Source organism: Rhizobium sp. IY2, assembly GCF_047532935.1.
GTDB lineage: Bacteria > Pseudomonadota > Alphaproteobacteria > Rhizobiales > Rhizobiaceae > Rhizobium > Rhizobium anhuiense.
The window spans coordinates 139,254-163,138 of record NZ_JBLKNU010000009.1 but is presented as its reverse complement, the minus strand read 5'-3'; the positions used below and the strand labels follow the sequence as shown (position 1 = coordinate 163,138).

At 62.7% G+C, this 23,885-nt stretch carries 25 protein-coding genes; 18 read left to right on the top strand and 7 right to left on the bottom strand.

All coding sequences use genetic code 11. The features are described 5' to 3' along the window. Window positions 1-12 precede the first annotated feature (12 nt). The 4 genes from ACMUVN_RS24680 (at window position 13) to ACMUVN_RS24665 (ending at window position 2,256) form a co-directional block, all read left to right on the top strand. Entirely contained in the window at window positions 13-765 is a 753-nt protein-coding gene (locus ACMUVN_RS24680) for a F0F1 ATP synthase subunit A (RefSeq protein ID WP_018245007.1), read from the top strand. 67 nt (window positions 766-832) lie between these two features. Further along, on the top strand, window positions 833-1,060 hold the full coding sequence (locus ACMUVN_RS24675; RefSeq protein WP_003545854.1) for a F0F1 ATP synthase subunit C: 228 nt from the start codon (window positions 833-835) through the stop codon (window positions 1,058-1,060). Window positions 1,061-1,137: 77 nt separating this feature from the next. Then, the gene (locus ACMUVN_RS24670; protein ID WP_028756714.1) at window positions 1,138-1,761 is read left to right on the top strand and encodes a F0F1 ATP synthase subunit B; all 624 of its coding nucleotides are present in this window, start codon (window positions 1,138-1,140) and stop codon (window positions 1,759-1,761) included. A gap of 3 nt (window positions 1,762-1,764) precedes the next feature. After that, window positions 1,765-2,256, top strand: coding sequence for a F0F1 ATP synthase subunit B (locus ACMUVN_RS24665; RefSeq protein WP_028756713.1), 492 nt, complete (start codon window positions 1,765-1,767; stop codon window positions 2,254-2,256). 154 nt (window positions 2,257-2,410) lie between these two features. On the opposite strand, the gene ACMUVN_RS24660 is transcribed toward ACMUVN_RS24665, so the two are convergent. Together ACMUVN_RS24660 and ACMUVN_RS24655 are read right to left on the bottom strand one after the other, a co-directional pair. After that, window positions 2,411-3,100 carry a ribonuclease HII gene (locus ACMUVN_RS24660; RefSeq protein ID WP_063476428.1) on the bottom strand — a complete coding sequence of 230 codons (690 nt, stop codon included), beginning with the start codon at window positions 3,098-3,100 and terminating at the stop codon, window positions 2,411-2,413. Window positions 3,101-3,376: 276 nt separating this feature from the next. After that, window positions 3,377-4,534, bottom strand: coding sequence for a PA0069 family radical SAM protein (locus ACMUVN_RS24655; protein WP_028756711.1), 1,158 nt, complete (start codon window positions 4,532-4,534; stop codon window positions 3,377-3,379). A gap of 139 nt (window positions 4,535-4,673) precedes the next feature. Between ACMUVN_RS24655 and ACMUVN_RS24650 the strand changes: the two genes are divergently transcribed. Beyond that, entirely contained in the window at window positions 4,674-5,192 is a 519-nt protein-coding gene (locus tag ACMUVN_RS24650) for a glycosyltransferase family 2 protein (RefSeq protein ID WP_047613840.1), read from the top strand. Between the two features lie 188 nt (window positions 5,193-5,380). Further along, a complete protein-coding gene (locus ACMUVN_RS24645; protein ID WP_028756709.1) occupies window positions 5,381-5,695 on the top strand; it encodes a hypothetical protein in 315 nt (104 codons plus the stop codon). Window positions 5,696-5,717: 22 nt separating this feature from the next. Here the strand turns inward: ACMUVN_RS24645 and moaB are convergent, their stop codons facing one another. From moaB to ACMUVN_RS24625, 4 genes are all read right to left on the bottom strand, one after another. Further along, complete coding sequence (moaB, locus tag ACMUVN_RS24640) at window positions 5,718-6,269, bottom strand: molybdenum cofactor biosynthesis protein B (RefSeq protein ID WP_063476429.1); 552 nt, start codon at window positions 6,267-6,269, stop codon at window positions 5,718-5,720. Next, window positions 6,269-7,165, bottom strand: coding sequence for a 4-(cytidine 5'-diphospho)-2-C-methyl-D-erythritol kinase (locus ACMUVN_RS24635; RefSeq protein WP_063476430.1), 897 nt, complete (start codon window positions 7,163-7,165; stop codon window positions 6,269-6,271). Before ACMUVN_RS24635 ends, moaB begins: the two co-directional genes overlap by 1 nt. 12 nt (window positions 7,166-7,177) lie before the next feature. Beyond that, window positions 7,178-9,013, bottom strand: a complete 1,836-nt coding sequence (locus ACMUVN_RS24630) for a tetratricopeptide repeat protein (RefSeq protein WP_063476431.1) — start codon at window positions 9,011-9,013, stop codon at window positions 7,178-7,180. A gap of 133 nt (window positions 9,014-9,146) precedes the next feature. After that, complete coding sequence (locus ACMUVN_RS24625) at window positions 9,147-10,163, bottom strand: polyprenyl synthetase family protein (protein WP_028756705.1); 1,017 nt, start codon at window positions 10,161-10,163, stop codon at window positions 9,147-9,149. 108 nt (window positions 10,164-10,271) lie between these two features. Between ACMUVN_RS24625 and ACMUVN_RS24620 the strand changes: the two genes are divergently transcribed. Both ACMUVN_RS24620 and ACMUVN_RS24615 read left to right on the top strand, forming a co-directional pair. Then, window positions 10,272-10,499, top strand: a complete 228-nt coding sequence (locus ACMUVN_RS24620; protein ID WP_414815553.1) for a DUF2007 domain-containing protein — start codon at window positions 10,272-10,274, stop codon at window positions 10,497-10,499. 6 nt (window positions 10,500-10,505) lie between these two features. Beyond that, complete coding sequence (locus ACMUVN_RS24615; RefSeq protein ID WP_028756704.1) at window positions 10,506-11,282, top strand: tRNA1(Val) (adenine(37)-N6)-methyltransferase; 777 nt, start codon at window positions 10,506-10,508, stop codon at window positions 11,280-11,282. Here ACMUVN_RS24615 and ACMUVN_RS24610 read toward each other — a convergent pair. Continuing rightward, window positions 11,279-12,619: an Nramp family divalent metal transporter gene (locus tag ACMUVN_RS24610; protein ID WP_063476432.1), complete on the bottom strand. Its 1,341-nt coding sequence runs from the start codon at window positions 12,617-12,619 to the stop codon at window positions 11,279-11,281. The genes ACMUVN_RS24615 and ACMUVN_RS24610 overlap by 4 nt on opposite strands. A 196-nt stretch (window positions 12,620-12,815) precedes the next feature. Here ACMUVN_RS24610 and ACMUVN_RS24605 point away from each other — a divergent pair, with 196 nt between their 5' ends. The 10 genes from ACMUVN_RS24605 (at window position 12,816) to ACMUVN_RS24560 (ending at window position 23,859) form a co-directional block, all read left to right on the top strand. Next, a complete protein-coding gene (locus ACMUVN_RS24605) occupies window positions 12,816-13,676 on the top strand; it encodes a S49 family peptidase (RefSeq protein WP_047614425.1) in 861 nt (286 codons plus the stop codon). 18 nt (window positions 13,677-13,694) lie between these two features. After that, the gene (locus tag ACMUVN_RS24600) at window positions 13,695-13,886 is read left to right on the top strand and encodes a membrane protein (protein ID WP_047613848.1); all 192 of its coding nucleotides are present in this window, start codon (window positions 13,695-13,697) and stop codon (window positions 13,884-13,886) included. 292 nt (window positions 13,887-14,178) lie between these two features. Next, window positions 14,179-15,135, top strand: coding sequence for a glycine--tRNA ligase subunit alpha (locus ACMUVN_RS24595; RefSeq protein WP_028756701.1), 957 nt, complete (start codon window positions 14,179-14,181; stop codon window positions 15,133-15,135). Further along, window positions 15,132-15,683 carry an AAA family ATPase gene (locus tag ACMUVN_RS24590; protein WP_047613850.1) on the top strand — a complete coding sequence of 184 codons (552 nt, stop codon included), beginning with the start codon at window positions 15,132-15,134 and terminating at the stop codon, window positions 15,681-15,683. The genes ACMUVN_RS24595 and ACMUVN_RS24590 overlap by 4 nt, the downstream gene beginning before the upstream one ends. Before the next feature lie 62 nt (window positions 15,684-15,745). Continuing rightward, window positions 15,746-16,297: a LemA family protein gene (locus ACMUVN_RS24585; protein ID WP_047613851.1), complete on the top strand. Its 552-nt coding sequence runs from the start codon at window positions 15,746-15,748 to the stop codon at window positions 16,295-16,297. A gap of 161 nt (window positions 16,298-16,458) precedes the next feature. Next, a complete protein-coding gene (locus tag ACMUVN_RS24580) occupies window positions 16,459-17,721 on the top strand; it encodes a 3-phosphoshikimate 1-carboxyvinyltransferase (protein WP_063476433.1) in 1,263 nt (420 codons plus the stop codon). Between the two features lie 37 nt (window positions 17,722-17,758). Next, entirely contained in the window at window positions 17,759-19,693 is a 1,935-nt protein-coding gene (locus tag ACMUVN_RS24575; RefSeq protein WP_414815552.1) for a DUF2207 domain-containing protein, read from the top strand. A 64-nt stretch (window positions 19,694-19,757) separates the two neighbouring features. Next, window positions 19,758-21,029: a phosphoribosylamine--glycine ligase gene (purD, locus tag ACMUVN_RS24570; protein ID WP_047613856.1), complete on the top strand. Its 1,272-nt coding sequence runs from the start codon at window positions 19,758-19,760 to the stop codon at window positions 21,027-21,029. A 105-nt stretch (window positions 21,030-21,134) separates the two neighbouring features. Beyond that, window positions 21,135-21,596 carry a plant virulence effector HPE1-like domain-containing protein gene (locus ACMUVN_RS24565; RefSeq protein WP_047613858.1) on the top strand — a complete coding sequence of 154 codons (462 nt, stop codon included), beginning with the start codon at window positions 21,135-21,137 and terminating at the stop codon, window positions 21,594-21,596. Window positions 21,597-22,035: 439 nt separating this feature from the next. Beyond that, window positions 22,036-23,859: a methyl-accepting chemotaxis protein gene (locus ACMUVN_RS24560; protein ID WP_414815551.1), complete on the top strand. Its 1,824-nt coding sequence runs from the start codon at window positions 22,036-22,038 to the stop codon at window positions 23,857-23,859. Window positions 23,860-23,885: the final 26 nt, after the last annotated feature.

Below are 23,885 nucleotides of genomic sequence, written 5' to 3'. Positions count from 1 at the left end.
AGAGAACAAGCGGTGTCTAACGATCCGACTCATCAGTTCCTGATCCAGAAGATTGTGCCGATCGAAATCGGCGGAATTGATTTTTCGTTCACCAATGCATCGCTCTTCATGGCCGCTTCTGCTGCCGTTGCCGTAGGCTTCCTCTATTTCGCGACCTCGAACCGCGCCATCGTGCCGGGTCGTTCGCAGTCGGTCGCGGAAATGTCCTATGAGTTCATCGCCAACATGCTGAAGGAAGGCGCGGGCAAGCAGGGAATGAAGTTCTTCCCGCTGGTCTTTTCGCTCTTCACCTTCGTCCTGACGGCGAACCTGCTCGGCATGTTCCCGTATTTCTTCACGGTCACCAGCCAGATCATCGTCACCTTCGCGCTCGCGCTCCTGGTTATCGGCACGGTTCTCGTCTACGGCTTCTATAAGCACGGCTTCCACTTCCTGAATGTCTTCGTGCCGTCGGGCGTACCGGGCGTTCTGCTGCCGCTTGTTGTCACGATCGAAATCATTTCGTTCCTGTCCCGTCCGATTTCACTCTCTGTTCGTCTTTTTGCGAACATGCTCGCCGGTCACATCACGCTGAAGGTGTTCGCAGGCTTCGTCGCCTCGCTTGGAGCCCTCGGTGCTGTCGGTGTCGGCGGAGCCGTTCTTCCCCTCATCATGACCGTCGCCCTGACCGGTCTCGAGTTCCTCGTCGCCTTCCTCCAGGCTTACGTCTTTGCGGTGCTGACTTGCATGTACCTCAACGACGCAATCCATCCGGGCGGGCACTAAGGATAACGACATCGACGTCAAAGGGCGTCAGTCATTCGCCGCAACAACCATTTCAAAGGAGTTCAACATGGAAGCGGAAGCAGCAAAGTACATCGGTGCAGGCCTGGCTTGCTTTGGTATGGCCGGTACGGCTCTCGGCCTCGGCAATATCTTCGGCAGCTACCTCTCCGGCGCACTGCGCAATCCGTCTGCCGCTGACAGCCAGTTCGGCCGTCTGGTATTCGGCTTCGCCGTTACGGAAGCTCTGGGCATCTTCTCGCTGCTCGTCGCTCTCCTCCTCCTCTTCGCCGTCTGATATCGGCGAATAGATGGATCACGGCCTGCGACCGCAAGCCGTGATCCTTTGCATTTGCAGTCCACCTGGAGGTGAGCATGTTTTTTGTGACCCCGGCTTACGCTGAGGAAGCACCGGCGGCAGCGACGGGTACGGATGCGCATGCCGCTCCGGCCGCAGGCGAGGTCCATACCGAGACTGGTGTTGCCGAAGGCGAACACGCCCGCGGCCCTTTCCCGCCTTTCGATTCGACGACCTTCGCATCCCAGCTGCTCTGGCTGGTGATCACGTTCGGCGTCTTCTATTTGCTCATGCAAAAGGTCATCGCGCCGCGCATCGGGGCCATCCTCGATCAGCGTCACACGCGCATTTCCCAGGATCTGGAAGAAGCAGGCCGCCTGAAGGCGGAAGCCGACGCCGCCGTCCGGACCTATGAAGGTGAACTGGCCGCTGCGCGCGCCAAGTCCAACGCGATCGGCTCTGCCGCACGCGACGCCGCCAAGGCCAAAGCCGAAGAGGATCGCCGCGCTGTCGAGGCGAGCCTGTCGGAAAAGATCAAGGCTGCCGAAGTTCGTATTGGCGAGATCAAGGCCAAGGCCTTCGCCGACGTCGGCACCATTGCCGAGGAAACCGCGGCTGCCGTGGTCGATCAGTTGATCGGCGGCACCGTCGCCAAGGCCGATGTCGCTGCTGCCGTCGCAGCTGCCAAGAAGGAGGCTTGATCGATGGAATTTGCCTTTGACGCAACTTTCTTCGCCTTTGTCGGCCTCGTCCTCTTCCTGGCGCTGGTCGTTTACCTGAAGGTTCCGGGCATGATGGCACGGTCGCTCGACGACCGCGCCGACCAGATCCGCAACGAATTGGCCGAAGCCAAGCGTCTGCGCGAAGAGGCCCAGCACCTGCTCGCCGAATACCAGCGCAAGCGCAAGGAAGCGGAAGCCGAAGCGGCCCACATCGTTGCCGCCGCTGAGCGCGAAGCCGAAATGCTGACCACTGAGGCGAAGAAGAAGACGGAAGAATTCGTCGCCAACCGCACGGCGCTTTCCGAGCAGAAGATCAAGCAGGCCGAGGCCGAGGCGATGAAGGCGGTGCGTTCCGCTGCCGTCGATCTCGCAATCGCGGCCGCCGAAACCGTGCTTGCCAAGCAGGCCGATGCCAAGGTTCAGTCCGAGCTCTTCGGCAATGCCGTCAGCCAGGTCAAGACGCGGCTCAACTGAGCTGTATCGAAAAGATTGAGAGCGAAGGCCGGGCATGTCCCGGCCTTTTCTTTGTTGATGACTCGGCCTTGTGCTGGGGCGAGCCGCTGGTCTCGTCCCATCCTTCGGACCGCCGTAAACGGGGCGAAGGGACCATGCCGCGACCTCTCCGTTCCTACTCGGAAATAAGCTGATCCATCTCGGGACCATCCTCGACCTTGCGCAACGGCCGGAAGCTCATCCGGTGCAGGGAGCAGGGGCCGTGTTTTTCGATGCCGGCGCGGTGCTGTGCGGTGCCGTAGCCCACATGCGCGGCAAAGCCGTAATCCGGAAACACATGATGCGCGCGTGCCATCATCCGGTCGCGCGTCACCTTGGCGACGATCGAGGCCGCGGCGATCGAGACCGAGCGGGCATCGCCCTTGACCACCGCCTGTCCGGGGCAATCGAGGCCGGGCGGCACGTCGAGCCCGTCGGTCAGCACGTAGCTTGCCGGAATGGCGAGGCTGCAGATGGCGCGGCGCATGGCGTCGAGGCTAGCCTTGCGGATATCGGTCTCGTCGATGCGCGTCGAGCTGGAGGAGGCGATGGAGACGGTCGCGGTCGCCAGAATCTGCGCGAACAGTTCCTCGCGCCGTTGCGCCGAAAGCTGCTTGGAATCGTTCAGACCCTCGGGGATGCGTTTGGGATCGAGGATGACGGCAGCGGCGACCACAGGCCCGGCCAGCGGCCCGCGGCCTGCCTCGTCGGCGCCGGCAACCGGCCAGTGGCCGGCCCTGCGGGCTTTGAGCTCGAGTTTGAAATCCGGCACGAGCGGAGCCGTGTCGAAAAGCAGGGGAGAATCGGGTGGCGTGCGAGGTTTCATGCGGCTGAACCTCGCACGCCAACCCGATTTCCCGCAAGTCCCCGGATCAGGGCGGCGGCCGGGGACCGGTCCGGCGGATGGTGGCGGTCAAGGCCATCCGCGGGAATTGCGCTCGGGGCTCGAAGACAGGGCGGTTCTATCGAGAAGCCGATGCGCAAGCTACAAGCAATTCCAGGAAAAGTGCGAAGCGGTTTTCCGTTCGGAATTGCGTAAAGGCCAGAGAGCAGTTCCCGGCAAAGCGCGAAGCGGTTTGCCTGAACTGCGTAAAACAAAAGGTCAAAGAAGCGACAGCTGGACGCCGCTGCCGTCGGGCGGCACGAACAGGTCGTCGCGCAGCGGCACGCTGCGTCGCGTCAGGCCGAAACGCCGGGCTGCCATCTCAAATCGCCTGGCGATCTGCCAGGCATAGGGACCGGCGCCCTTCATCCGCTTGCCGAATTCGGCATCGTAATCCTTGCCGCCGCGCATCGAGCGCACCAGCGACATCACATGCCGGTAACGATCGGGGTAATGTTGCAGCAGCCAATCACGAAACAGCGGGCTGACCTCGAGCGGCAGCCTGAGGATGACATAGCTCGCCTCGGCGGCGCCGGCAGCCTTGGCCGATTCGAGAATGCGCTCCAACTCGTGATCGTTCAGCGCCGGGATCAGCGGGGCGGCCATCACAGCCGTCTGGATGCCGGCTTCGGCAAGGGTGTGGATCGTCTCCAGCCGCCGCGGCGGTGTTGCGGCCCGCGGCTCCATCGTCCGGGCAAGCTTGCGATCCAGCGTGGTCACGGAGATGCCAACGCGCACCAGGTTCTTGCTTGCCATCTCCCGCAGAATGTCGAGATCACGCAGGATCATCGCCGATTTGGTGACGATCGAGACTGGATGGTTTGCCTTGTTCAAGACCTCGAGGATGCCGCGCATGATGCGCCATTCCTTTTCGATCGGCTGATAGGGGTCGGTATTGGTGCCGATGGCGATCACCCGCACCTTGTAGCCGGGTTTGGCGAGCTCCCGCTCCAGCAACTTTGCCGCATCGGGCTTGGCAAACAGCTTCGTCTCGAAATCGAGCCCTGCGGAAAGCCCCATATAGGCATGCGTCGGCCGGGCGAAACAATAGATGCAGCCATGTTCGCAGCCGCGATAGGGATTGATCGAACGGTCGAAGGAAATATCCGGCGATTCGTTGCGGGTGATGGCCGTGCGCGGCTTCTCGACCTGCACTTCCGTCTTGAACGGCGGCAGTTCTTCCCATGTCTGCCAGCCATCGTCGAAGGTCTCCCGCTGCAGCGCTTCGAACCGCCCCGTCGGGTTCAATCCCGCCCCACGCCCGCGCCGCCGATCGACCTCGACCCTTAGACCCGAGGAAACGATCATCGCATCGGCAATATCTGCCGTATTGGCAGGCGCGAATGCGGCCTGCCCTGCCAGGGACTGCTCTCTCATCGGATTCTCCCGTGGCGGAAAGCCATCGCCTCCGCCCGTTTTGCTGATTAAATTCCTATCGGCAAAATGAGAACAATGCAAGAACAAAATAAGGAAAACGGCGCTGGCAAAAATTTGTGCGGCGCATTATAAACAGTCAATGTTGACGGTTGTTCTCGAATGTCAGGATCAGGAATCTGAACTGGCGCAGACTTTATCGGTCTTGGTGGCAGGCGCAGTGGAGGGGCTGGTGAGCGATGTGATCGTGCTCGATCACGGCTCTCGCGACGGCACCTCACGGGTGGCCGACGCTGCCGGCTGCCGCTTCCATTCGCAATGGGATATCAAGGATATCGTCCGCTCGGCGCGCGGCGAATGGCTGCTCTTTGTCGAGCCGGGCGCCAGACCGCAGGCGGGCTGGATCGATGAGATCGCCGAATATGTGGCGCTGAACAAGCTGCCGGCGCGCTTCACTGCGTCGAGGGGCTATCGCCGCCCGTTCTTCCAGCGTGTCGGCCGGGCCGTACCGCCGCTGGAACTCGGTTTCCTGGTGCCGAAAAAGCTGGCACTCGCCACCGCCAAAAGCGGCATGCGGCTTGCCGAATTCGTCAAGGGCCAGAAACCGCGGCGGCTGGCGAGCGAGCTCATTCCGTCCTGGGTCGCCCGCGCCGCACGGTAGCTGCCGCGATCCCCTCCCACCGCTCGCGCAAAAGATGGCGCCCAATAGGATTTCGCGCTATAATTCAAACATGGCGCCGTCGAAGCGCCGCGCTTCGCAACGGAATGGCCATGGAATGCCGGTGAACGGCAGAACAGGTCAGCGACAATCTCCTCTTCTGCCGGGTACCCGGCGAAAGGAGGTGCGTCATGACACGCGGTATGATCTACGGCCTGCTGGCCGTCATATTGCCGATATTGGTGATCGCGCATCCGCATTCGGCAGCATCGCAGATGATGCGCAGTTGCGCAGGCCGACCCGAAATCGTCAATTTCCTGGACAAGAACTTCGCCGAAAAGCTCACGGCAGTCGGACTGATCAACCAGAACGCCATTCTTGAGGTCTATGCCGCCGAAAGCGGCACCTGGACCCTCATCGTCACGGATGTTCACGGCGTAAGCTGCATTCTGCTGTCGGGTGATAGCTGGGATACCATGCCCGTCCTGCCGGGCCTGGCCACATAGGAATGCCGCTCTTGCAGGCAGTCTACTTCGTCGCGCCGCGTTTCAGGTGCTCGTCCAGCCGCGGCATGATCTCGACGAAATTGCACGGCATGCTGCGGTAGTCGAGTTGGCCTTTCAGAATGCCGTCCCAGGCATCCCGGCAGGCGCCGGGCGAACCCGGCAGTGCGAAGATGAAGGTGGCATTGGCAACGCCTGCCGTGGCGCGCGACTGGATCGTCGCCGTGCCGATCTTCTCGTAGGAGATCCGGTGGAAGATGGCGGAAAAGCCGTCCATCCGCTTTTCGAACAAAGGCTCCAGCGCCTCGGGCGTCACGTCGCGGCCGGTAAAGCCGGTACCACCCGTGGTGATGACGACGTCTATGTCTTTGCTGTCAATCCAGGCCTTTACCCGGGAGGCAATCTCCGTGCGATCATCGGGCACGATGCCACGGTCGACCAGCCGGTGGCCCGCTTCGGTGATCCGCGCCGCCAACGTGTCGCCTGACTTGTCCGTCTCCGGCGTGCGCGTGTCCGAGATCGTGAGAACCGCAATACCGACCGCGATGAAGGGCCGCTTTTCGTCCAGAGCTGCCATCACATGCCTCCCGAAACCGTTTCCGTCGCCTGGAAATACCAGTCGGGCCGCGCGCCGTGAAGAGCCGCGGCCGCATCTTCGGCAGCAGTCATGGTGGTAAAGATGCCGAAGCAGGTGGCGCCGGAGCCGGACATGCGGGTCAACAGCGCGCCGCTGGCCTGCAGCATCGCCGAGATCGCCGATATCTCCGCCACAAGCTCACGCGCCGGCGGTTCCAGATCGTTGCGGGCGGCACCGATCGCCGCGAGCCAGTCGGCAGTCCCGGGCACGCGCGGAGCCAGGCTCAAGGCCGGATTGTCCTTTGTCGCCAACCGGCGGAAAACTTCGGGCGTCGACACGCCCTTCAGCGGATTGGCAAGCACCATGGCAAAGGCCGGCAGATCGGGCACCGGTTCGATCTTTTCGCCGATGCCGCGGGCAATCAGCGGCCGGCTTTCCATGCACATCGGCACGTCGGCGCCGAGCTTCAGCGCCAGCATAGCAAGCGCGTCCTCGGGCAACCTCGTGCCCCAGAGGCGCATCAGCCCCCGCAAGGTCGCAGCTGCGTCGGCCGAGCCGCCGCCGATGCCGGAGGCGATCGGCAAATTCTTCTGGAGGTGGATATGCACAGGGAAGGCGAGGGCTCCGACCGTCTCGCGCAGGAGATCACGCGCCCTCAGCACGAGGTTGGTGCCGCCATCTTCGGCAAGCGCGCCGCCGAAACGGCCTGACAGGGTGAAGGCGTCGGCCTGTGCGGGCAGGAAACCCAGCCGGTCGCCATGCTCTGCGAAGGTCACCAGCATATCGAGCAGATGATAACCGTCCGGCCGCTGGCCCGTCACATGCAGGGCCAGGTTGATCTTCGCGCGCGCCTCTTCGGTGACGCCGAAAGCGTCGGCCAGGCCCTCTTCAGGCATGCGTCCCGCCCGTCAGGATTTCTTGTCGACCGGCGGCGGCGTGACGGGGGCCGGATCCGGCTGCTTCTTGTCGGCCGCCTTGGCATCGTCGCTGACGGGAGGCAGGCCGTTGGCGACCTTGTCCTTGATCTTCGGGATCTCGGCAGCCTCAGGCTCGGAGCTGAGCGCCCGGTTCCACTGGTAGACGGCTTCGAGCTTGCGCCCGACGCGCCAATAGGCATCGCCGAGATGGTCGTTGATCGTCGCGTCGCCGGCCTTGATCTGGGCAGCCCGCTCCAGCTCGTCGACGGCATCGTCGAAGCGGTTGAGGCGGAAATAGGCCCAGCCGAGCGAATCGATGATGTAACCGTCGTCAGGGCGAAGATCGACGGCCTTCTTGATCATCCCGAGACCTTCGTCGAGGTTCCGGTTCATGTCGATCCAGGAATAGCCGAGATAGTTCAGCACCTGCGGCTGGTCGGGGTTGAGCTCCAACGCCTTGCGGAAATTCGGCTCCGCCTGGTCCCACTTCTTCAGCCGTTCATAGGCAATGCCGCGCTGGAAGAAGACGCTCCAGTTGGCGCGGCCGGGAATGGGGCCGATCGCTTCGACGGCCTTGTCGTAATTGGCGGCCATCGCCTCGTAGTCCTTGGCATCGGAGAGCACGCTGCCATAGGCGAGGTAGCTGCGGATGTCCTTCGGGTCGGAGGTGATCAGCGCCTGCAGGTGCTTGCGCGCCTCCTCCACCTTGCCGCCCTGGGCAAGGGCAAGGCCGAGCTGCAGCTCGGAGATGCGCCGCATCGGCGAATTCTCCGGCACTTTCTTGTAGAGCGCGATGGCGCGGTCCATCTGGTTCTGCTTCTCGGCGATGCCGCCAAGCAGCACCAGCGTATCGGCGCTGTTCGGATCGAGCGCATTGGCCGTCTGCAGGTAAAGCGAGACGATGTCCTCGGCGCCGTCGCGGTTCAGTGCGCCGCCGACCGAAAACAGCACGCCGGCAGCCCCTTCTTCGGCTGTCTTGACCTGCTGTTCCTGCTTCTCGTCCTTTTCGATGCTGTCGCGCAGCGCGTTCAGCGGCGCATAATTCGGCAGCAGGTTGTCACCGACGGAAACGGCGTCGAGCGCCTTCTGCTTATTGCCCTGCGTTGCTTCGAGGCGGGCAAGCGCCATCACCGCGCGCATGAAGGTGTCGGGCGCCGTCGCACCGCCTTCCTTGTCGAGCACGGCATCGTTCAGATGCTTGCGGGCGGACTTCACATCGCCGGTGGCGATGGCGATCGCCCCGGCATTGTAATTCTGGAAGATGCGGAACCAGTCCGGTCCCTTCATCTTCTCGACCATGGTGAGCGCTTCCTTGCCGCGGCCGGCGCCGACGCGGGCCCAGGCAAGCAGCAGGTCGTTCATCATCCGGTCGAGATCGTTCGGCCCCTTATATTTCAGGATGGCCTCGGCGGTCTTGTAGTCGTCGCGGCGCACGGCATCCATGCCGCGCACGATCGTGGTGATGCGCTCGACGGAAGGATCGCCCTTCAGGTCGTTGGCATATTTGACGCCCTCCTTGATGTCGCCATTGAGCAGCAGCGAGATCATCAGCCGCTGGCGAATCTCGGGATTGCCGGGTTCGATCTGCAGCGCCTTCTTGTAGAGTTCGATCGCGGTTTCGTAGTCATGATCGACATCGGCCGTGCGGGCGGCGAGGAAGGCGCCGGAGAAACTGGTGACGCTATCGGCATCGAAGAAACTGTCGGTCTTTGCGGCATCGCCCGTCTTGGCCGCATCCTCGGCGTTGACGCCGCCGACGCCGCCCAGCGAAAGGACAGCGGCCAGCGCTGCGCTCGTAAGAAGACGGATGGCAAATCTCTGCCGCATTAGGAAACCTTTCTTCGACAGCGTCCCGGCAATGGGGCCGGCCGCAAAACAAGTTGCGATCACTGATTCATAACAGGATGGCTTTTTTGAAGCGGCGCTGCAAGAAAATCAGCCTGCGATCAAGGACGATTGATCAATTGACGCGCTCGATGCAGAAGTCGATCACTTCCATCAGGGAGGATTTCCAGACGGTATCGGGAAGCGGCGCAAGCGCATCCCGTGCGATCGTGCCGTAATGGATCGCGCGGCCGATCGTGTCGCTCAGCGTGCCATATTTGGTGATCAGCCCCAGCGCTTTTTCGAGGTTGGCGTCGGTGCTGTTGCCGGCTTCGATCGCATCGCGCCAGAACGCGCGCTCGTCCTCGGTGCCGCGGCGATAGGCGAGAATGACCGGCAGAGTGATCTTGCCCTCGCGGAAATCGTCGCCGACATTCTTGCCGAGATCGGCAGCCTTGCCGCCATAGTCGAGCGCGTCGTCGACGAGCTGGAAGGCGAGCCCGAGATTCATGCCATAGGATTTCAGGGCGTTGCGGCCGGACCGGCCGGCCTCGGCGACGATCGGCCCGACTTCGGCGGCGGCGGCAAAGAGAGCGGCCGTCTTGGCGCGGATGACGGAGAGATAATCGTCTTCCGTCGTCTCCATGTTCTTGGCGACGGAAAGCTGCAGCACTTCACCTTCGGCGATCACGCAGGCGGCCGAGGACAGGACGTCGAGCGCATCGAGCGAGCCGACATCGACCATCATGCGGAAGGCTTGGCCGAGCAGGAAGTCGCCGACCAGCACGCTTGCCTGGTTGCCCCAGATCATCCGTGCCGTCGATTTGCCGCGGCGCAGATCGCTCTCGTCGACGACGTCGTCATGCAGCAGCGTCGCCGTGTGCATGAACTCGACCGATGTGGCGAGCTTGACGTGGTTTTCGCCCCTGTAGTCGAACAGCGAGGCGGAAGCCAGCGTCAGCATCGGCCGCAGCCGCTTGCCGCCGGATGAGATCAGATGGTTCGCCACTTCGGGGATCATCTGCACGTCGGAGCCGGCCTTGGACAGAATGAGCTGGTTTACTCGCTCCATATCCGCCCTGGTGAGATCGACCAGCGGCTTTATGGATGCCAGTTTGTTTTTGCTTTCTTCAAGCGGTATGACCACGCCCAACGACCCGGACTCCTATTCATTCATTGCACCTGACAATAGAAAGGGGCGATGGACGCGGCAAGGGGTGAATTGTCGCGCTGAGCGAAATTGGAAGGAAAACGACGGCAAATGCATGAGCTTATCCGCGCCAACGACCCCGTTCTTCTCTCCTATGCCGAGAGTTTGATGAAGGATGCCGGAATTCACTGCTTCATCGCCGATCAGGGCACGAGCGTGCTGGAGGGCTCGCTCGGCATGCTGTCGCGCCGCCTGCTGGTGGACGAGGAGATGGCCGATCAGGCGCGCCGCATCCTCATCGATGCCGGTCTCGGCGGCGAGCTGCGCGAGCGGAAGTGAGCTCCGATGGCAGGCGAAACCACTGACACCATCGATGCCTTCCACCGCGGCGCCTTCCATGTGGTGCAGCCAAAGGGCAGGGGCCATCGCGCCGGCATGGATGCGATGCTGCTTGCGGCTCTCGTCGCCGACGATCGCCCGGTCAGGGTTGCCGATCTCGGCGCCGGCGCCGGTGCCGCCGGCCTTGCCGTCGCCTCGCGGCTTGCCGATGCAGAGGTGGTGCTCTTCGAGCGCTCGGCCGAGATGGCCGATTATGCCCGCCGCAGCATCCTCTTGCCCGGCAATGCCCATGTCGCGGACCGCGTCAGCGTCGTCGAGGCCGATGTGACCCTGACCGCCAAGGCGCGCAACGATGCCGGCCTTACCGATGAGAGCTTCCACCATGTCATCATGAACCCGCCCTTCAATGATGCCGGCGACCGGCGCACGCCGGATGCGCTGAAGGCCGAAGCCCATGCGATGACCGACGGCCTGTTCGAAAGCTGGATCCGCACGGCCGGCGCCATCATGATCCCCGGCGGCCAATTGTCGCTGATCGCCAGGCCTCAGTCGATCGCCGAAATCATCCTCGCCTGCGGCCGTCGCTTCGGCGGCCTCGAAATGACAGCCATCCACCCGCGTCCGGGTGAAAATGCCGTCCGTATCCTGGTGACCGCAATCAAGGGATCGCGGGCGCGGCTGTCGCTGCGCGCGCCTCTGATCATGCACGAAGAGGGGAGCCACAAGTTCTCCCCTCTCGTCGATGATTTCAACAATGGCCGGGCGGCTTACACCAGAATCTAGCCGGTGACGAAGTCGAAGAGCAGCTTGACGTTCAATCCGGCGATGACGACCGCGATCACATAGGCGATGCCGCTCAGCCAGCGCGGCGCCACCAGCTCGCCCATCTTGGCCTTGCTGGCGGTGAACATGACAAGCGGGAAGACGGCGAAGGAAAGCTGCAGGCTGAGCACCACCTGCGTCAGGATCAAAAGCTCGGCCGTGCCTTGATCGCCATACCAGATGGTGACGATTGCCGCCGGCACGATGGCGATGGCGCGGGTGATCAGCCGGCGCATCCATGGCTTCAGCCGGATCTTCAGGAAGCCTTCCATGACGATCTGACCGGCAAGCGTTGCCGTCACCGTCGAATTGAGGCCGCAGCAGAGAAGCGCGATGCCGAACAGCGTCGGCGCGATGGCGAGGCCGAGCAGCGGCGACAACAGCGAATGCGCCTCGCCGAGTTCGACGACGTCGGTCTTCCCATGCGCGTTGAAGGCGGCAGCCGCCAGGATCAGGATCGAGGCGTTGATCAGCAACGCGAAGCACAATGCGACCGTCGAGTCGATCGTCGCAAAGGTCAGCGCCTCCTTCTTCTCAGGGATAGTATGGCCATAGGCCCGCGTCTGCACGATGCCGGAGTGGAGGTAGAGATTGTGCGGCATGACGGTGGCGCCGAGAATGCCGAGCGCCAGGTAGAGCATCTCGGGATTGGTGACGATCTCGGTGGTCGGGAAGAAGCCGGTGAGGACGGCGCCCCATTGCGGGTCGGCAAGCAATATCTGCACGCCGAAGCAGATCGCGATGACGCCGAGCAGCGCGATGATGAAGGCTTCCACCCAGCGGAAGCCGAGCTTCTGCAGGAAGAGGATCACGAAGACGTCGAGCGCGGTGATCAGCACGCCGAGTTCGAGCGGGATGCCCATCAAGAGGTTGAGGCCGATCGCCGTGCCGATCACCTCGGCGATATCGGTGGCGATGATGGCGATTTCGGCAAACGCCCAGAGCGGCACCGAGACATATTTCGGAAAAGCGTCGCGGCAAGCCTGCGCAAGATCGCGGCCGGAGGCGATCGCCAGGCGGGCGCAGAGCGATTGCAGCACGATCGCCATCAGGTTGGAAAGCAGTGCGACGGTGAGCAGCGCATAGCCGAATTTCGAGCCGCCGGCGAGCGAGGTCGCCCAGTTGCCGGGGTCCATGTAGCCGACGGCGACCATATAGCCCGGCCCGGCGAAAGCCGCCGCCCTACGCCACATCGAGCTGTGACGCCCGGTTCCGACGGTGCGGTAGACATCGGACAGCGACGCCTCGCCGCGTTCGTGCCGCCAGCCGCTCTTTGCATTCGGATTGAGGACGTCCATGCGATTTCCACCTGTTTTAGCGTCGGTGCACTATGACGGATTAGAATGATAATGCAATTCATTCGCAACAAGAAAATCAATCCCGATGCTTCGGGCCGATGTTTTCAGGAACGCGGCCATTGCGTTTGGCGTTCCAGCGCATACATGGATGCCGATCGCAAATTGCGAGCGTGCGACCCGAAGCAAAGGATGGGAAATGGCCGGATTCTTGAGAAAGCTGCTGCCGAAACGGTTCCGCAAGGACGGCATCACCATCCCGGTCGTCCGGTTGCAGGGGGCGATCATCAGCGGCGGCGGCCAGTTCCGGCCAACCCTCAATCTCGCCAATGTCTCCCCGGTCCTGGAAAAGGCCTTCGCCATGAAGGACGCGCCGGCGGTTGCCATCTCCATCAATTCGCCGGGCGGCTCGCCCGTGCAGTCGCGGCTGATCTTCACCCGCATTCGCGAGCTCGCCCGCGAGAAGCAGAAGAAGGTTCTGGTCTTCGTCGAGGATGTCGCCGCCTCCGGCGGTTACATGATCGCGCTCGCCGGCGACGAGATCATTGCCGATGCCACCTCCATCGTCGGCTCGATCGGCGTCGTCTCCGGCGGGTTCGGCTTTCCCGAACTGTTGAAGAAGATCGGCGTCGAGCGCCGCGTCTATACGGCGGGCGAAAACAAGGTGATCCTCGATCCGTTCCAGCCGGAAAAGGAAAAGGATATCGAGTATCTGAAGAGCTTGCAGCTCGAAATCCACCAGGTCTTCATCTCGATGGTGCGCGAGCGTCGCGCCGGCAAGCTGCAGGACGATGCGGCGGTCTTCTCGGGCCTGTTCTGGAGCGGTACGCGCGGCCTTGAACTCGGCCTCATCGATGGCCTCGGCGACATGCGCCAGGAATTGAGGCGGCGCTACGGCCAGAAGACCAAGCTGGAGCTCGTCACCGCCGGCCGCGGCCTGTTCGGCCGCCGGATTCCCGGCGTATCGCCCGTCTCGCTCGAAGGGGCTGCATCCGGTCTCGCAACAGGGCTTGTCGAAGCGGCGGAAGAGAGAGCATTGTGGAGCCGTTTCGGGCTTTGAAGGGAGCAAGAGAGGGGCATGCCGCAGTTAATTACCATCCTCATCCTGGTTTTCTCAGCCTGGTGGCTCTACCGCCGCTTCGTCTCCGATGCCCGCAAGCTCGCCGAAAAATCGCGCCAAGCTGAAAAGGAGCGTCAGACCGGCGCGATCGGCACGCTGGTCAAGGACCCGGCGACGGGCGAATACCGGCTGAAGCGCGAGGGAGAATAAGGGGCCCGACTGTACCGGCCTCTCACCCGGCGCTTGCCCCTCATCCGCCTGTCGGCACCTTCGCCCCGCTCGCGAGGAGAAGGGAAATATGCCGCACCGGCAGCCTCAATCTCGCCGCAGCGTTTGGCACGTCCCCTCGATCCGCGAGCGGGGAGAGGGTTATGGTGAGCGGTAACCGAATTCCTCTTCCATATCGCCGCAGCCGTCTCTCCACCGCTGTAAAAGTCTTGACCCCCGTCGCCCTCCATGGCACCTGTCGCGCCGATAATTCCCAAGCAATCGGTGCCGTTCGATGTCAGCTATCCCAGACCATATGAACCCGAAGCGCTCCTTCCAGGCGCTGATCCTGACCCTGCATAGCTACTGGGCGGACAAGGGTTGCGCGGTGCTGCAGCCCTACGACATGGAAGTCGGCGCCGGCACCTTCCACCCTGCCACAACGTTGCGCGCCCTCGGCCCCAAGCCGTGGAAGGCGGCTTACGTGCAGCCGTCGCGGCGCCCGTCCGACGGGCGCTATGGCGAGAACCCGAACCGGCTGCAGCATTATTATCAGTACCAGGTCATCCTGAAGCCGAACCCGCCCAATCTGCAGGAGCTCTATCTCGGCTCGCTGGCGGCGATCGGCCTCGATCCGCTGCTGCACGACATCCGTTTCGTCGAGGACGACTGGGAAAGCCCGACGCTCGGCGCCTGGGGCCTCGGCTGGGAATGCTGGTGCGACGGCATGGAAGTCTCGCAGTTTACCTATTTCCAGCAAGTCTGCGGCATCGAATGCTCGCCGGTCGCAGGCGAACTGACCTATGGTCTCGAACGTCTCGCCATGTATGTCCAGGGCGTCGACAATGTCTACGACCTGAACTTCAACGGCCGCGAAGGCGACGAGAAGATCAGCTATGGCGATGTCTTCCTGCAGGCCGAGCAGGAATATTCGCGCCATAATTTCGAATTCGCCAATACCGAGATGCTGCATCGCCACTTCGTCGACGCCGAGAAGGAATGCCGCGCACTGCTTGATGCCGGCGCGCCGGGGGATAACGCCAACCAGCGCCTGCACAAATGCGTCTTCCCGGCCTATGACCAGTGCATCAAGGCCAGCCACGTCTTCAACCTGCTCGATGCCCGCGGCGTCATCTCGGTCACCGAGCGTCAGAGCTACATCCTGCGCGTACGCACCCTTGCCAAGGCCTGCGGCGAAGCCTTCCTGCTGACCGACGCCGGCGGCGTCAATCTGGCCAAAGAGGCGGCGTGACGCAAAACCCTGTCGGCCGTATCATCCATATCAACGGCTGGCCGGGCACTGGAAAGCTGACTGTCGGTCGCTTGCTGGCAAAAAGGCTCGGCGCGCGGCTCATCGACAACCATACACTGCTCAATCCTGCCGAGGCTCTGTTCTCCCGCAGCGATCCGCTGCACGCCTCGCTGAGAGGGCAGATTCGTCACGCGGTTTTCGACCATGCCGCGCGGGCGGACCCTGCCGAAAGCTTCGTCTTTACCGATGCCCTGTCGGACGACGCAGATGACGCTGCGACCTTCTCCTGGTACAGCGATCTGGCCGCCGCGAGAGGCGCCGATCTCGTGGCGATCCTGTTCGATTGCGCCCCGGAGGAAAATGCCAGGCGTCTTGTTGCTCCCGGCCGGGCTGAGGCGCTCAAGCTGACGGATACGGCGACGTTACAACGGCTGAGGGCAAACCATAAACTGCTGCGTGGGCTGGCTGAACGCACCGTCGAAATCGACACGACAGGCTTTTCACCGGAGCAGACGACGGCCCGGATCCTCGCCGATATCGGCGTTTGACGGCAGCCGGCAAACCCGCGTAGTCTCCGCCCCGACATTACTTCGCTGCGGGGGGATTCGCGATGTATATTGCGCTTGGCGTCATCGTTCTGGTCGCGCTCTATCTCGTCTTCATCTACAACGGCCTTGTTCGCGCGCGGCAGATGGCGGAAGAGGCATGGTCGGGCATCGACGTCCAGCTCAAGCGTCGCGCCGACCTGATCCCGAACCTGATCGAGACGGTCAAGGGTTATGCCGCCCATGAAAAGTCGACACTCGAAGAGGTGGTTGAGCTCCGCAACAAGGCGCAGGCCGTGCCATCGGGCGATGTCGCGGGCAGGGCCCAGGCGGAAGGGCTGCTCGGCCAGGCGCTCGGTCGGCTCATCGCGCTCGCCGAAGCCTATCCCGATCTCAAGGCCAACCAGAATTTTGCCGAGCTGCAGGCCTCGCTGGAAACCATGGAAGGCGAGCTGCAGATGGCGCGCCGTTATTACAATGGTGCCGCCCGCGACCTGAACGTCAAGGTCGAAAGCTTCCCGTCCAATCTCGTCGCCGGCCAGTTCGGTTTTGCCAAGCGGGACTATTTCGAAATCACCAATGAGGCCGATCGCGCCGTCCCCAGCGTGAAATTCTGACGATCCGGCATTTTGCCTTTGCAAGAAAGCGATTAAGAGCAAGGGCAGATTTGCGGCCGGCTAGAGCATGTCGCGCAAAACCAAAGACCTGAAGCGTGGGCCAAGCGAATCTGAAAGATCGTGACGCGCTTCAAGGTTGCCCCATGGACGGAAGAAACAGCATGACACGCACAGCCAAACTCACGATCATCCCGCCGGGCGAGCCGCTTTCGGGCCGCGCCATGCCACCGGGCTCCAAGTCGATCACCAACCGCGCGCTTCTGCTCGCTGGCCTTGCCAAGGGCACCAGCCGGCTGACGGGCGCGCTGAAGAGCGACGATACGCGGTATATGGCCGAAGCGCTGCGGGCCATGGGGGTTTCGATCGACGAGCCCGATGACACCACCTTCGTCGTCACCGGCAGCGGCAGGCTGCAGCCGCCGAAGGCGCCGCTCTTCCTCGGCAATGCCGGCACCGCGACACGCTTCCTGACGGCGGCCGCCGCCCTGGTCGACGGCACCGTCATCGTCGACGGCGACGAACATATGCGCAAACGCCCGATCGGCCCGCTGGTCGAGGCGATGCGCACGCTCGGCATCGACGTGAGCGCCGAAACCGGCTGCCCGCCGGTCACCGTCAAGGGCACCGGCCGCTTCCAGGCCGACCGCATCCGCATCGATGGCGGCCTGTCCAGCCAGTATGTCTCGGCGCTGCTGATGATGGCGGCCGGTGGTGACCGGCCCGTCGACATCGAACTCGTCGGCGAGGATATCGGCGCGCTCGGTTATATCGATCTGACCACCGCGGCGATGAAGGCCTTCGGCGCCAAGGTCGACAAGACCAGCCCGGTGACCTGGCGCGTCGAGCCGACCGGCTACCGCGCCGCCGACTTCATCGTCGAGCCCGATGCTTCGGCTGCAACCTACCTCTGGGCCGCCGAGGTTCTCACCGGCGGCGCGATCGATCTCGGTGTTCCCTCCGATACCTTCTCGCAGCCCGATGCCCGCGCCTATGACATCATCGCCACATTCCCGCACCTGCCGGCAGAGATCGACGGCTCGCAGATGCAGGATGCCGTTCCGACGCTTGCCGTGCTTGCCGCCTTCAACGAGACGCCGGTTCGCTTCGTCGGCATCGCCAATCTGCGCGTCAAGGAATGCGACCGCATTCGGGCCCTGTCCACGGGGCTCAACAATATCCGCGAAGGTCTGGCTGTCGAGGAGGGCGACGATCTGATCGTTCATTCCGATCCTGCTCTCGCCGGTCAAACGCTGCCGGCCGAGATCGATACCTTTGCCGATCACCGTATCGCCATGAGTTTCGCGCTCGCCGGGCTGAAGATCGACGGCATCACCATTCTCGATCCCGATTGCGTCGGCAAGACTTTCCCTGCCTATTGGCGGACACTGGCGGCACTCGGCGTGACATATCGGGACAAGGATTGACGAAAACGCAGCCGAGGCTGCCGACGGAGAGACAGGGATGGGGCGTCGGTTTTTCGGATTTTGCTTTGCACTGCTGTTGATGCTCGCCGCCCCGGCGGCCTTTGCCGCCGAGGTGATCGACAATTTTGCCTCCGACATCGTGCTGGAAAAGAGCGGCGCGATGACGGTGACGGAAACGGTCACCGTCAATGCCGAGGGCGACCGGATCAATCACGGCATCTTCCGCGATTTTCCGCTCTATTTCACCGATGCCTCGGGCCGTCGCCGCAGCGTCGATTTCGATATGGTGTCGGTCCAGCGCGATGGCGCGGATGAGCCCTGGCACACTGAATCGATATCGGGCGGCATCCGCATCTATGCCGGTTCTGCCGATGTGACGGTGACACCGGGCCGTCATCGATATGCCTTTACCTACAGGACCAACCGGCAGATCCGTTATTTCGACGATCATGACGAACTCTATTGGAACGTCACCGGCAATGGCTGGATCTTCCCGATCCGCTCGGCGACGGCGACGGTGACGCTGCCGCCGGGTGTCACTGCCACCGAGACGACCTTCTTCACCGGCCGGCAGGGCGCAACTGGAAAGAACGCCCGCGCCAACGAAACCGGCGCCGGCATCGTTTTTTCCACCACCGCGCCTCTCGGTCCCAGCGAAGGTCTGACCTTCGCCATCCGCATGCCGAAGGGCTCGATCGATCCGCCGAGCACGGATATGGAAAGCACATGGTGGCTGAAGGACAACCGTGATTATTTCATCGGCTTCGGCGGCCTGATCCTGGTTTTCGCCTATTATCTCAGATCATGGCTGAAGGTCGGTCGCGATCCTGCCCGCGGCGTCGTCGTGCCCCGCTGGGACGCGCCTGATGGTATCTCGCCGGCACTGGTCAACTACATCGACAATAAGGGCTTTTCCGGCGAGGGCTGGACCGCCCTTTCCGCCACCGCCCTCAATCTTGCGGTTCGCGGTTACGTCAAGCTCGAAGATCTGAAGAATTCGATTGTCATCCGCGGCACCGGCAAGGCGCTCGGCAAAGAGAAATTCCAGGCCGGCGAGATCGAACTGCTGAAGGCCGCTGGCGGCGCCGGCAAGACGCTGACGATCGACAAGGCCAATGGCGAGCGGGTGAAGTCCGTCGGCCAGGCTTTCCGCTCGGCGATCGAGAAAGAGCACCGCGGCAAATATTACAATTCCAACCTCGGTTATACCACGGGCGGCATTGCGCTCAGCGCCGCCGCCCTGGTGGCGCTGTTCGTCTTTGGGTCGCTGCAGCCCGATACCATCGCGCTGATGCTGATCCCGATCGCCATCTCGGTCTTTGTCGCGGTGTTCGTCGCCGGCTTCATGCGGTCGCTGCATCGCGGCAGGTCGCTGTTCGGCAAGATCATCGCCATCATTGCCACGGCGATCGGCGTTTTCGTCGGCATCAGCATCCTGGCGACCGTGGTCCTGGCGCTTGCCTCGTCGCTGGTGGAACTGCATGAAACGCCGATGCTGTTTGCCGTCGGCGGCATAGTACTGCTCAACATCCTCTATTTCTTCATCATGGGCGCGCCGACCCCGCTCGGCGCCAAGATGATGGATGGCATAGACGGCTTGCGCCAATATCTGACGCTGGCCGAGAAAGACCGGATGAACACGGCAGGCGCGCCGGAAATGTCGCCGCAGCATTTCGAGACGCTGCTGCCCTATGCGGTGGCGCTCGGCGTCGAAAAGCCCTGGTCGCGCACCTTCGAGACCTGGCTTGCGGCGGCCGCTGCCGGTGCGGCTGCGGCCTATGCGCCCGCCTGGTATTCCGGCAATTTCAACAGCGGCAGCTTTTCCGATCGTATCGGCGGCTTTTCCTCGTCGATGGCCTCGACCATCGCTTCGACGATTCCGGCACCGCCGCCATCCAGCTCATCCTCCGGTTTTTCCGGCGGCGGTTCGTCGGGCGGCGGCGGAGGAGGCGGTGGAGGCGGGGGCTGGTAGCTTTCCCGCTTGACCTTTGGGCCCTTGGCCCTTAACCGCCAGGGGCAAAAGGAAAGGGTCGCGCATGAAGGTTCTGTTGATCGGATCGGGCGGACGCGAGCATGCGCTCGCCTGGAAGCTGGCGCAATCGCCGTTGATGACCGAATTCTACGCCGCACCCGGCAATCCCGGCATCGGCGAACACGCCGTCCTCGTGCCCATCGACATCGCGGATCATGAAGCGGTCGCGGCCTTCTGCAAGGACAAGGCGATCGATTTCGTCGTCGTCGGCCCGGAGGCGCCGCTGGTTGCCGGCATCGCCGACCGCTTGCGTGCCGATGGCCTTGTGGTTTTCGGTCCGTCCGCCGCTGCGGCCCAGCTCGAGGGCTCCAAAGGCTTCACCAAGGATATCTGCGCCCGCTACGACATTCCCACAGGCGCCTATCAGCGTTTCAACAATGCGCCGAAGGCCAAAGCCTATATCCGCGCCCAGGGGGCGCCGATCGTCGTCAAGGCCGATGGCCTTGCCGCCGGCAAGGGCGTGACGGTCGCGATGACGCTGGATGAGGCCCTGGCCGCGGTCGACGACTGTTTCGAAGGCGCCTTCGGCGCTGCCGGCGCCGAAGTGGTCGTCGAAGCCTATCTCGACGGCGAGGAGGCGAGCTTCTTCTGCCTCTGCGATGGCAAACATGCGCTGCCACTTGCAACCGCCCAGGATCACAAACGGGTGGGCGAGGGCGATACCGGCGTCAATACCGGCGGCATGGGCGCCTATTCGCCGGCGCCTGTGATGACCGCCGAGATGGTCGAGCGCACCATGAAGGAGATCATCGAGCCGACGATGCGCGGCATGGCCGAGAGCGGTCATCCCTTCTCGGGCGTGTTTTTCGCCGGGCTAATGATCACCCGGAAGGGACCGGAGCTGATCGAATACAATGTCCGCTTCGGCGATCCCGAATGCCAGGTGATGATGATGCGGCTGAAGAGCGATCTGCTGCCGCTGCTGCTTGCCACCGCCAACGGCACGCTCGACCAGGTCAAGGCCGAATGGAGCGACGATCCGGCGCTGACGGTGGTCATGGCCTCCAAGGGTTATCCGGCCGCTTACGAGAAGAACACGCCGATCCTCTCCCTGCCGGATGCAGGTAAGGGCGAGAAGGTGTTTCATGCCGGCACGGCTCTGAAGGACGGCGCGCTGGTTGCGACCGGCGGCCGCGTGCTGAACGTGACCGCCACCGGCGGCACGGTTGCCGAGGCCAAGGACCGCGCCTATGCGCTGCTCGACAGGGTGACTTGGGAAAACGGCTTCTGCCGGCGCGACATCGGCTGGCGGGCGATCGAGCGCGAAAAAGCCTGAGATACGGTGTAAACGACCGCATTCTTTAAATTTTTACCCTTTCCCCTGACGGGATGGAAACAAAGCTGCGCTATACCGCTCCCATAGTGAGACGGAGGTGCGTTGATGCGTCAGATTTTCCTCGGTGCGGCAATCCTGCTGATGGCAGGTTCTGCGATGGCGTCCTCGATAGAGGTGGTCGGCAAGACCGCGCCGCGCGCTGACGGCAGCATCGTCACCGAAAGCTGTGCCAATTGTCCGCCGCTCCAGGCCGAAGTGAGCAAGAAGGACTACACGGTGCCGGAGCTGAAGCCCGGCGTCCTCCAGGCGAGTGAAATCCGCGACGTCGGCGGCGAAAAAAAGATCTATCGCACCGAAGGCTGGATGGGCGGCTCGCCCGTCGTCTTCGTCAGTAAGGCGACCCCGGAAGCGATGCTTGCCGCAGCACCGTCCGCCCAGCCGGCCGACGGCATCGACATGAGCGCAACGACCGCAGCCGTCATCGGCGGCGACGCCAAGCCTGTTGCCGCCGGCATGGCGGAACAACCGGCAGCGCTGAACGTTTCCGAATTCGAACTGCGCTTTTAGAGCAACTTCCAGGAAAAGTGCGAAGCGGTTTTCCGTCCGGAATTGCGTAAAGGCAAAAACTTCCCTGCCCCGCCTGATCAAGGTTTCGATCGTTTGGGGTTCCACCACCGGTGGACCGAATGCACCCTCGATGAGCAGCGAGGGTGCATTCCTGTTTTGATGCGCCGGGCAAGCCGAGAATTCGAAAAGGAAATGATTTTAGGCCGGCGGATGAAAATCCGGCGGTTTGCCTTGTAACTCCACCCCCTAATTTTGAGGGAAGGTCACATCGCGTTCAATAAAGTTAAAGCTTTTTTATAGGGTAAGCATCAATTGTTACTTACCCGGTCGCAGCATGTTTGTTTTAGCAGCGGTAGACGCGCCGCCTTGTTTGGCGCGCTCGCACAGGCGGTAGAAAACCGCACCGGAATGCAGCCACCCATTCCCGTTGCGAGGCAACATGAAAAATTTGAAGATATCGAAGCAACTCATATTGCTGGTCGTCGGCCTGATGATCGCCTTTGCGATCGCCACCTCCCTGCAGATCCGCTCCTCGGTCGATGCGATCTACAAGGAGCGCTATGACATGCTCCGCGCCGAGGTTCAGTCGGCGGTCTCCGTTCTCAAGCTTTACCAGGCCAAGGTAACCGCGGGCGAAATGACGCTTGAGGATGCCCAGAAGCAGGCCTATGCCACCGTCAACGGGATGAAATACGATCCGGACGGCTATTTCTTCGGTTATAGCTACGACGTCCAGATGGTGTTCCACTACGATGCGTCGAAAGTCGGGCAGATCAACAAGGGCCAGCCGGACAGCAAGGGCAAGCTCTATCGCGATGAGCTGGTCAAGCTCGGGCAGCAGGGCGGCGGTCTCGTCGAATATTATTCCACGGTCAAACCGGGCCAACCCGTCGGCGATTATCGCAAGACCGCCTATGGACAGGCCTTCGAACCCTGGAAGATCGTCGTCGTCACCGGCGTCTACATGGACGATCTCGATGCGCAGATAAACAGCACGATCCTGACTGCGCTCTCCGGCAGCATCGTTCTGTTCTTCCTTGCCATGGCGGCCGCCTACGTCGTCATCCGCGGCATATCGGGGCCTCTCAACAACGTCCATGCCGCCCTGAAGGCCGTCGCCGAGGAGGACGTTTCCATCGCCATCCCGCATATCGGCATGAACAATGAAGTCGGCATGATGGCCAAGGCGACGCAGTCGCTGCAGGAAAAGATCAGGGAGCGCCATGCGATGTCGGACCGCGAGGCGGCCCAGCAGTTGGCGCTGGAAAGCGAGCGCGAAAACAATCTGCGCCAGCAGCAGGACGAGACGATGCTCCAGGCGCGGGTGGTGGCGACCATCGGCCAGGCGCTGGAGCTGATCGCCCGTGGCGACCTCACCGTGCGCTGCGCCGATCTCGGCCAGAAATACGCCGCCCTGCGCGACAACTTCAATGATGCGCTGTCGCATCTCGAAGCTGCCATGGCCAAGGTCAGCGCCAAGGGCACCGATATCGGCACCAGCAAGGAAGAGATCCGCCGCGCCTCCAACGAGCTGTCGCAGCGCACCGAGCGCCAGGCGGCCAGCCTGGAAGAAACCTCCGCGGCCCTCGACGAACTCACCGTTGCCGTCCGTCAGACGGCTGATGGCGCCCATGAGGCGAGCAAGCGGGTCCACTCGGTCAGCACCGAAGCCAACCATAGCGATGCGATCGTCACCCAGGCGATCGAGGCGATGAGCGGCATCGAGAAGTCGTCGTCGGAGATTACCAAGATCATCGGCGTCATCGACGAGATCGCCTTCCAGACCAACCTCTTGGCGCTGAATGCCGGCGTCGAGGCCGCTCGTGCCGGTGAATCCGGCAAGGGTTTTGCGGTCGTCGCCCAGGAAGTGCGCGAACTTGCCCAGCGTTCCGCCGCGGCGGCCAAAGAGATCAAGGACCAGATCGCCCGCTCCTCCAGCCAGGTCGACCATGGCGTCCGTCTGGTCGGCGAGGCCGGCGAGGCGCTGAAGCGCATCTCCGACCAGATCAAGGCCGCCAACGAGATCGTCGCCAAGATCGCCCACAGCGCTTCCGAACAGGACACGACGCTGCGTTCGATCTCGTCGTCGATGAACCAACTCGATGCCGCCACCCAGCAGAATGCCGCCATGGCCGAAGAGACCACGGCATCGGCCGAGACGCTCGCCAGCGACACCGACGAGCTGATCGACCTCATCCGCGGCTTCCGCGTCAGTGTCGAAAGCGCTGCCCCGGCCATGCATCAAGGTCGCCGCGCCGCTTAAACGGCGCGGAGGCAACAAGCCTTTTC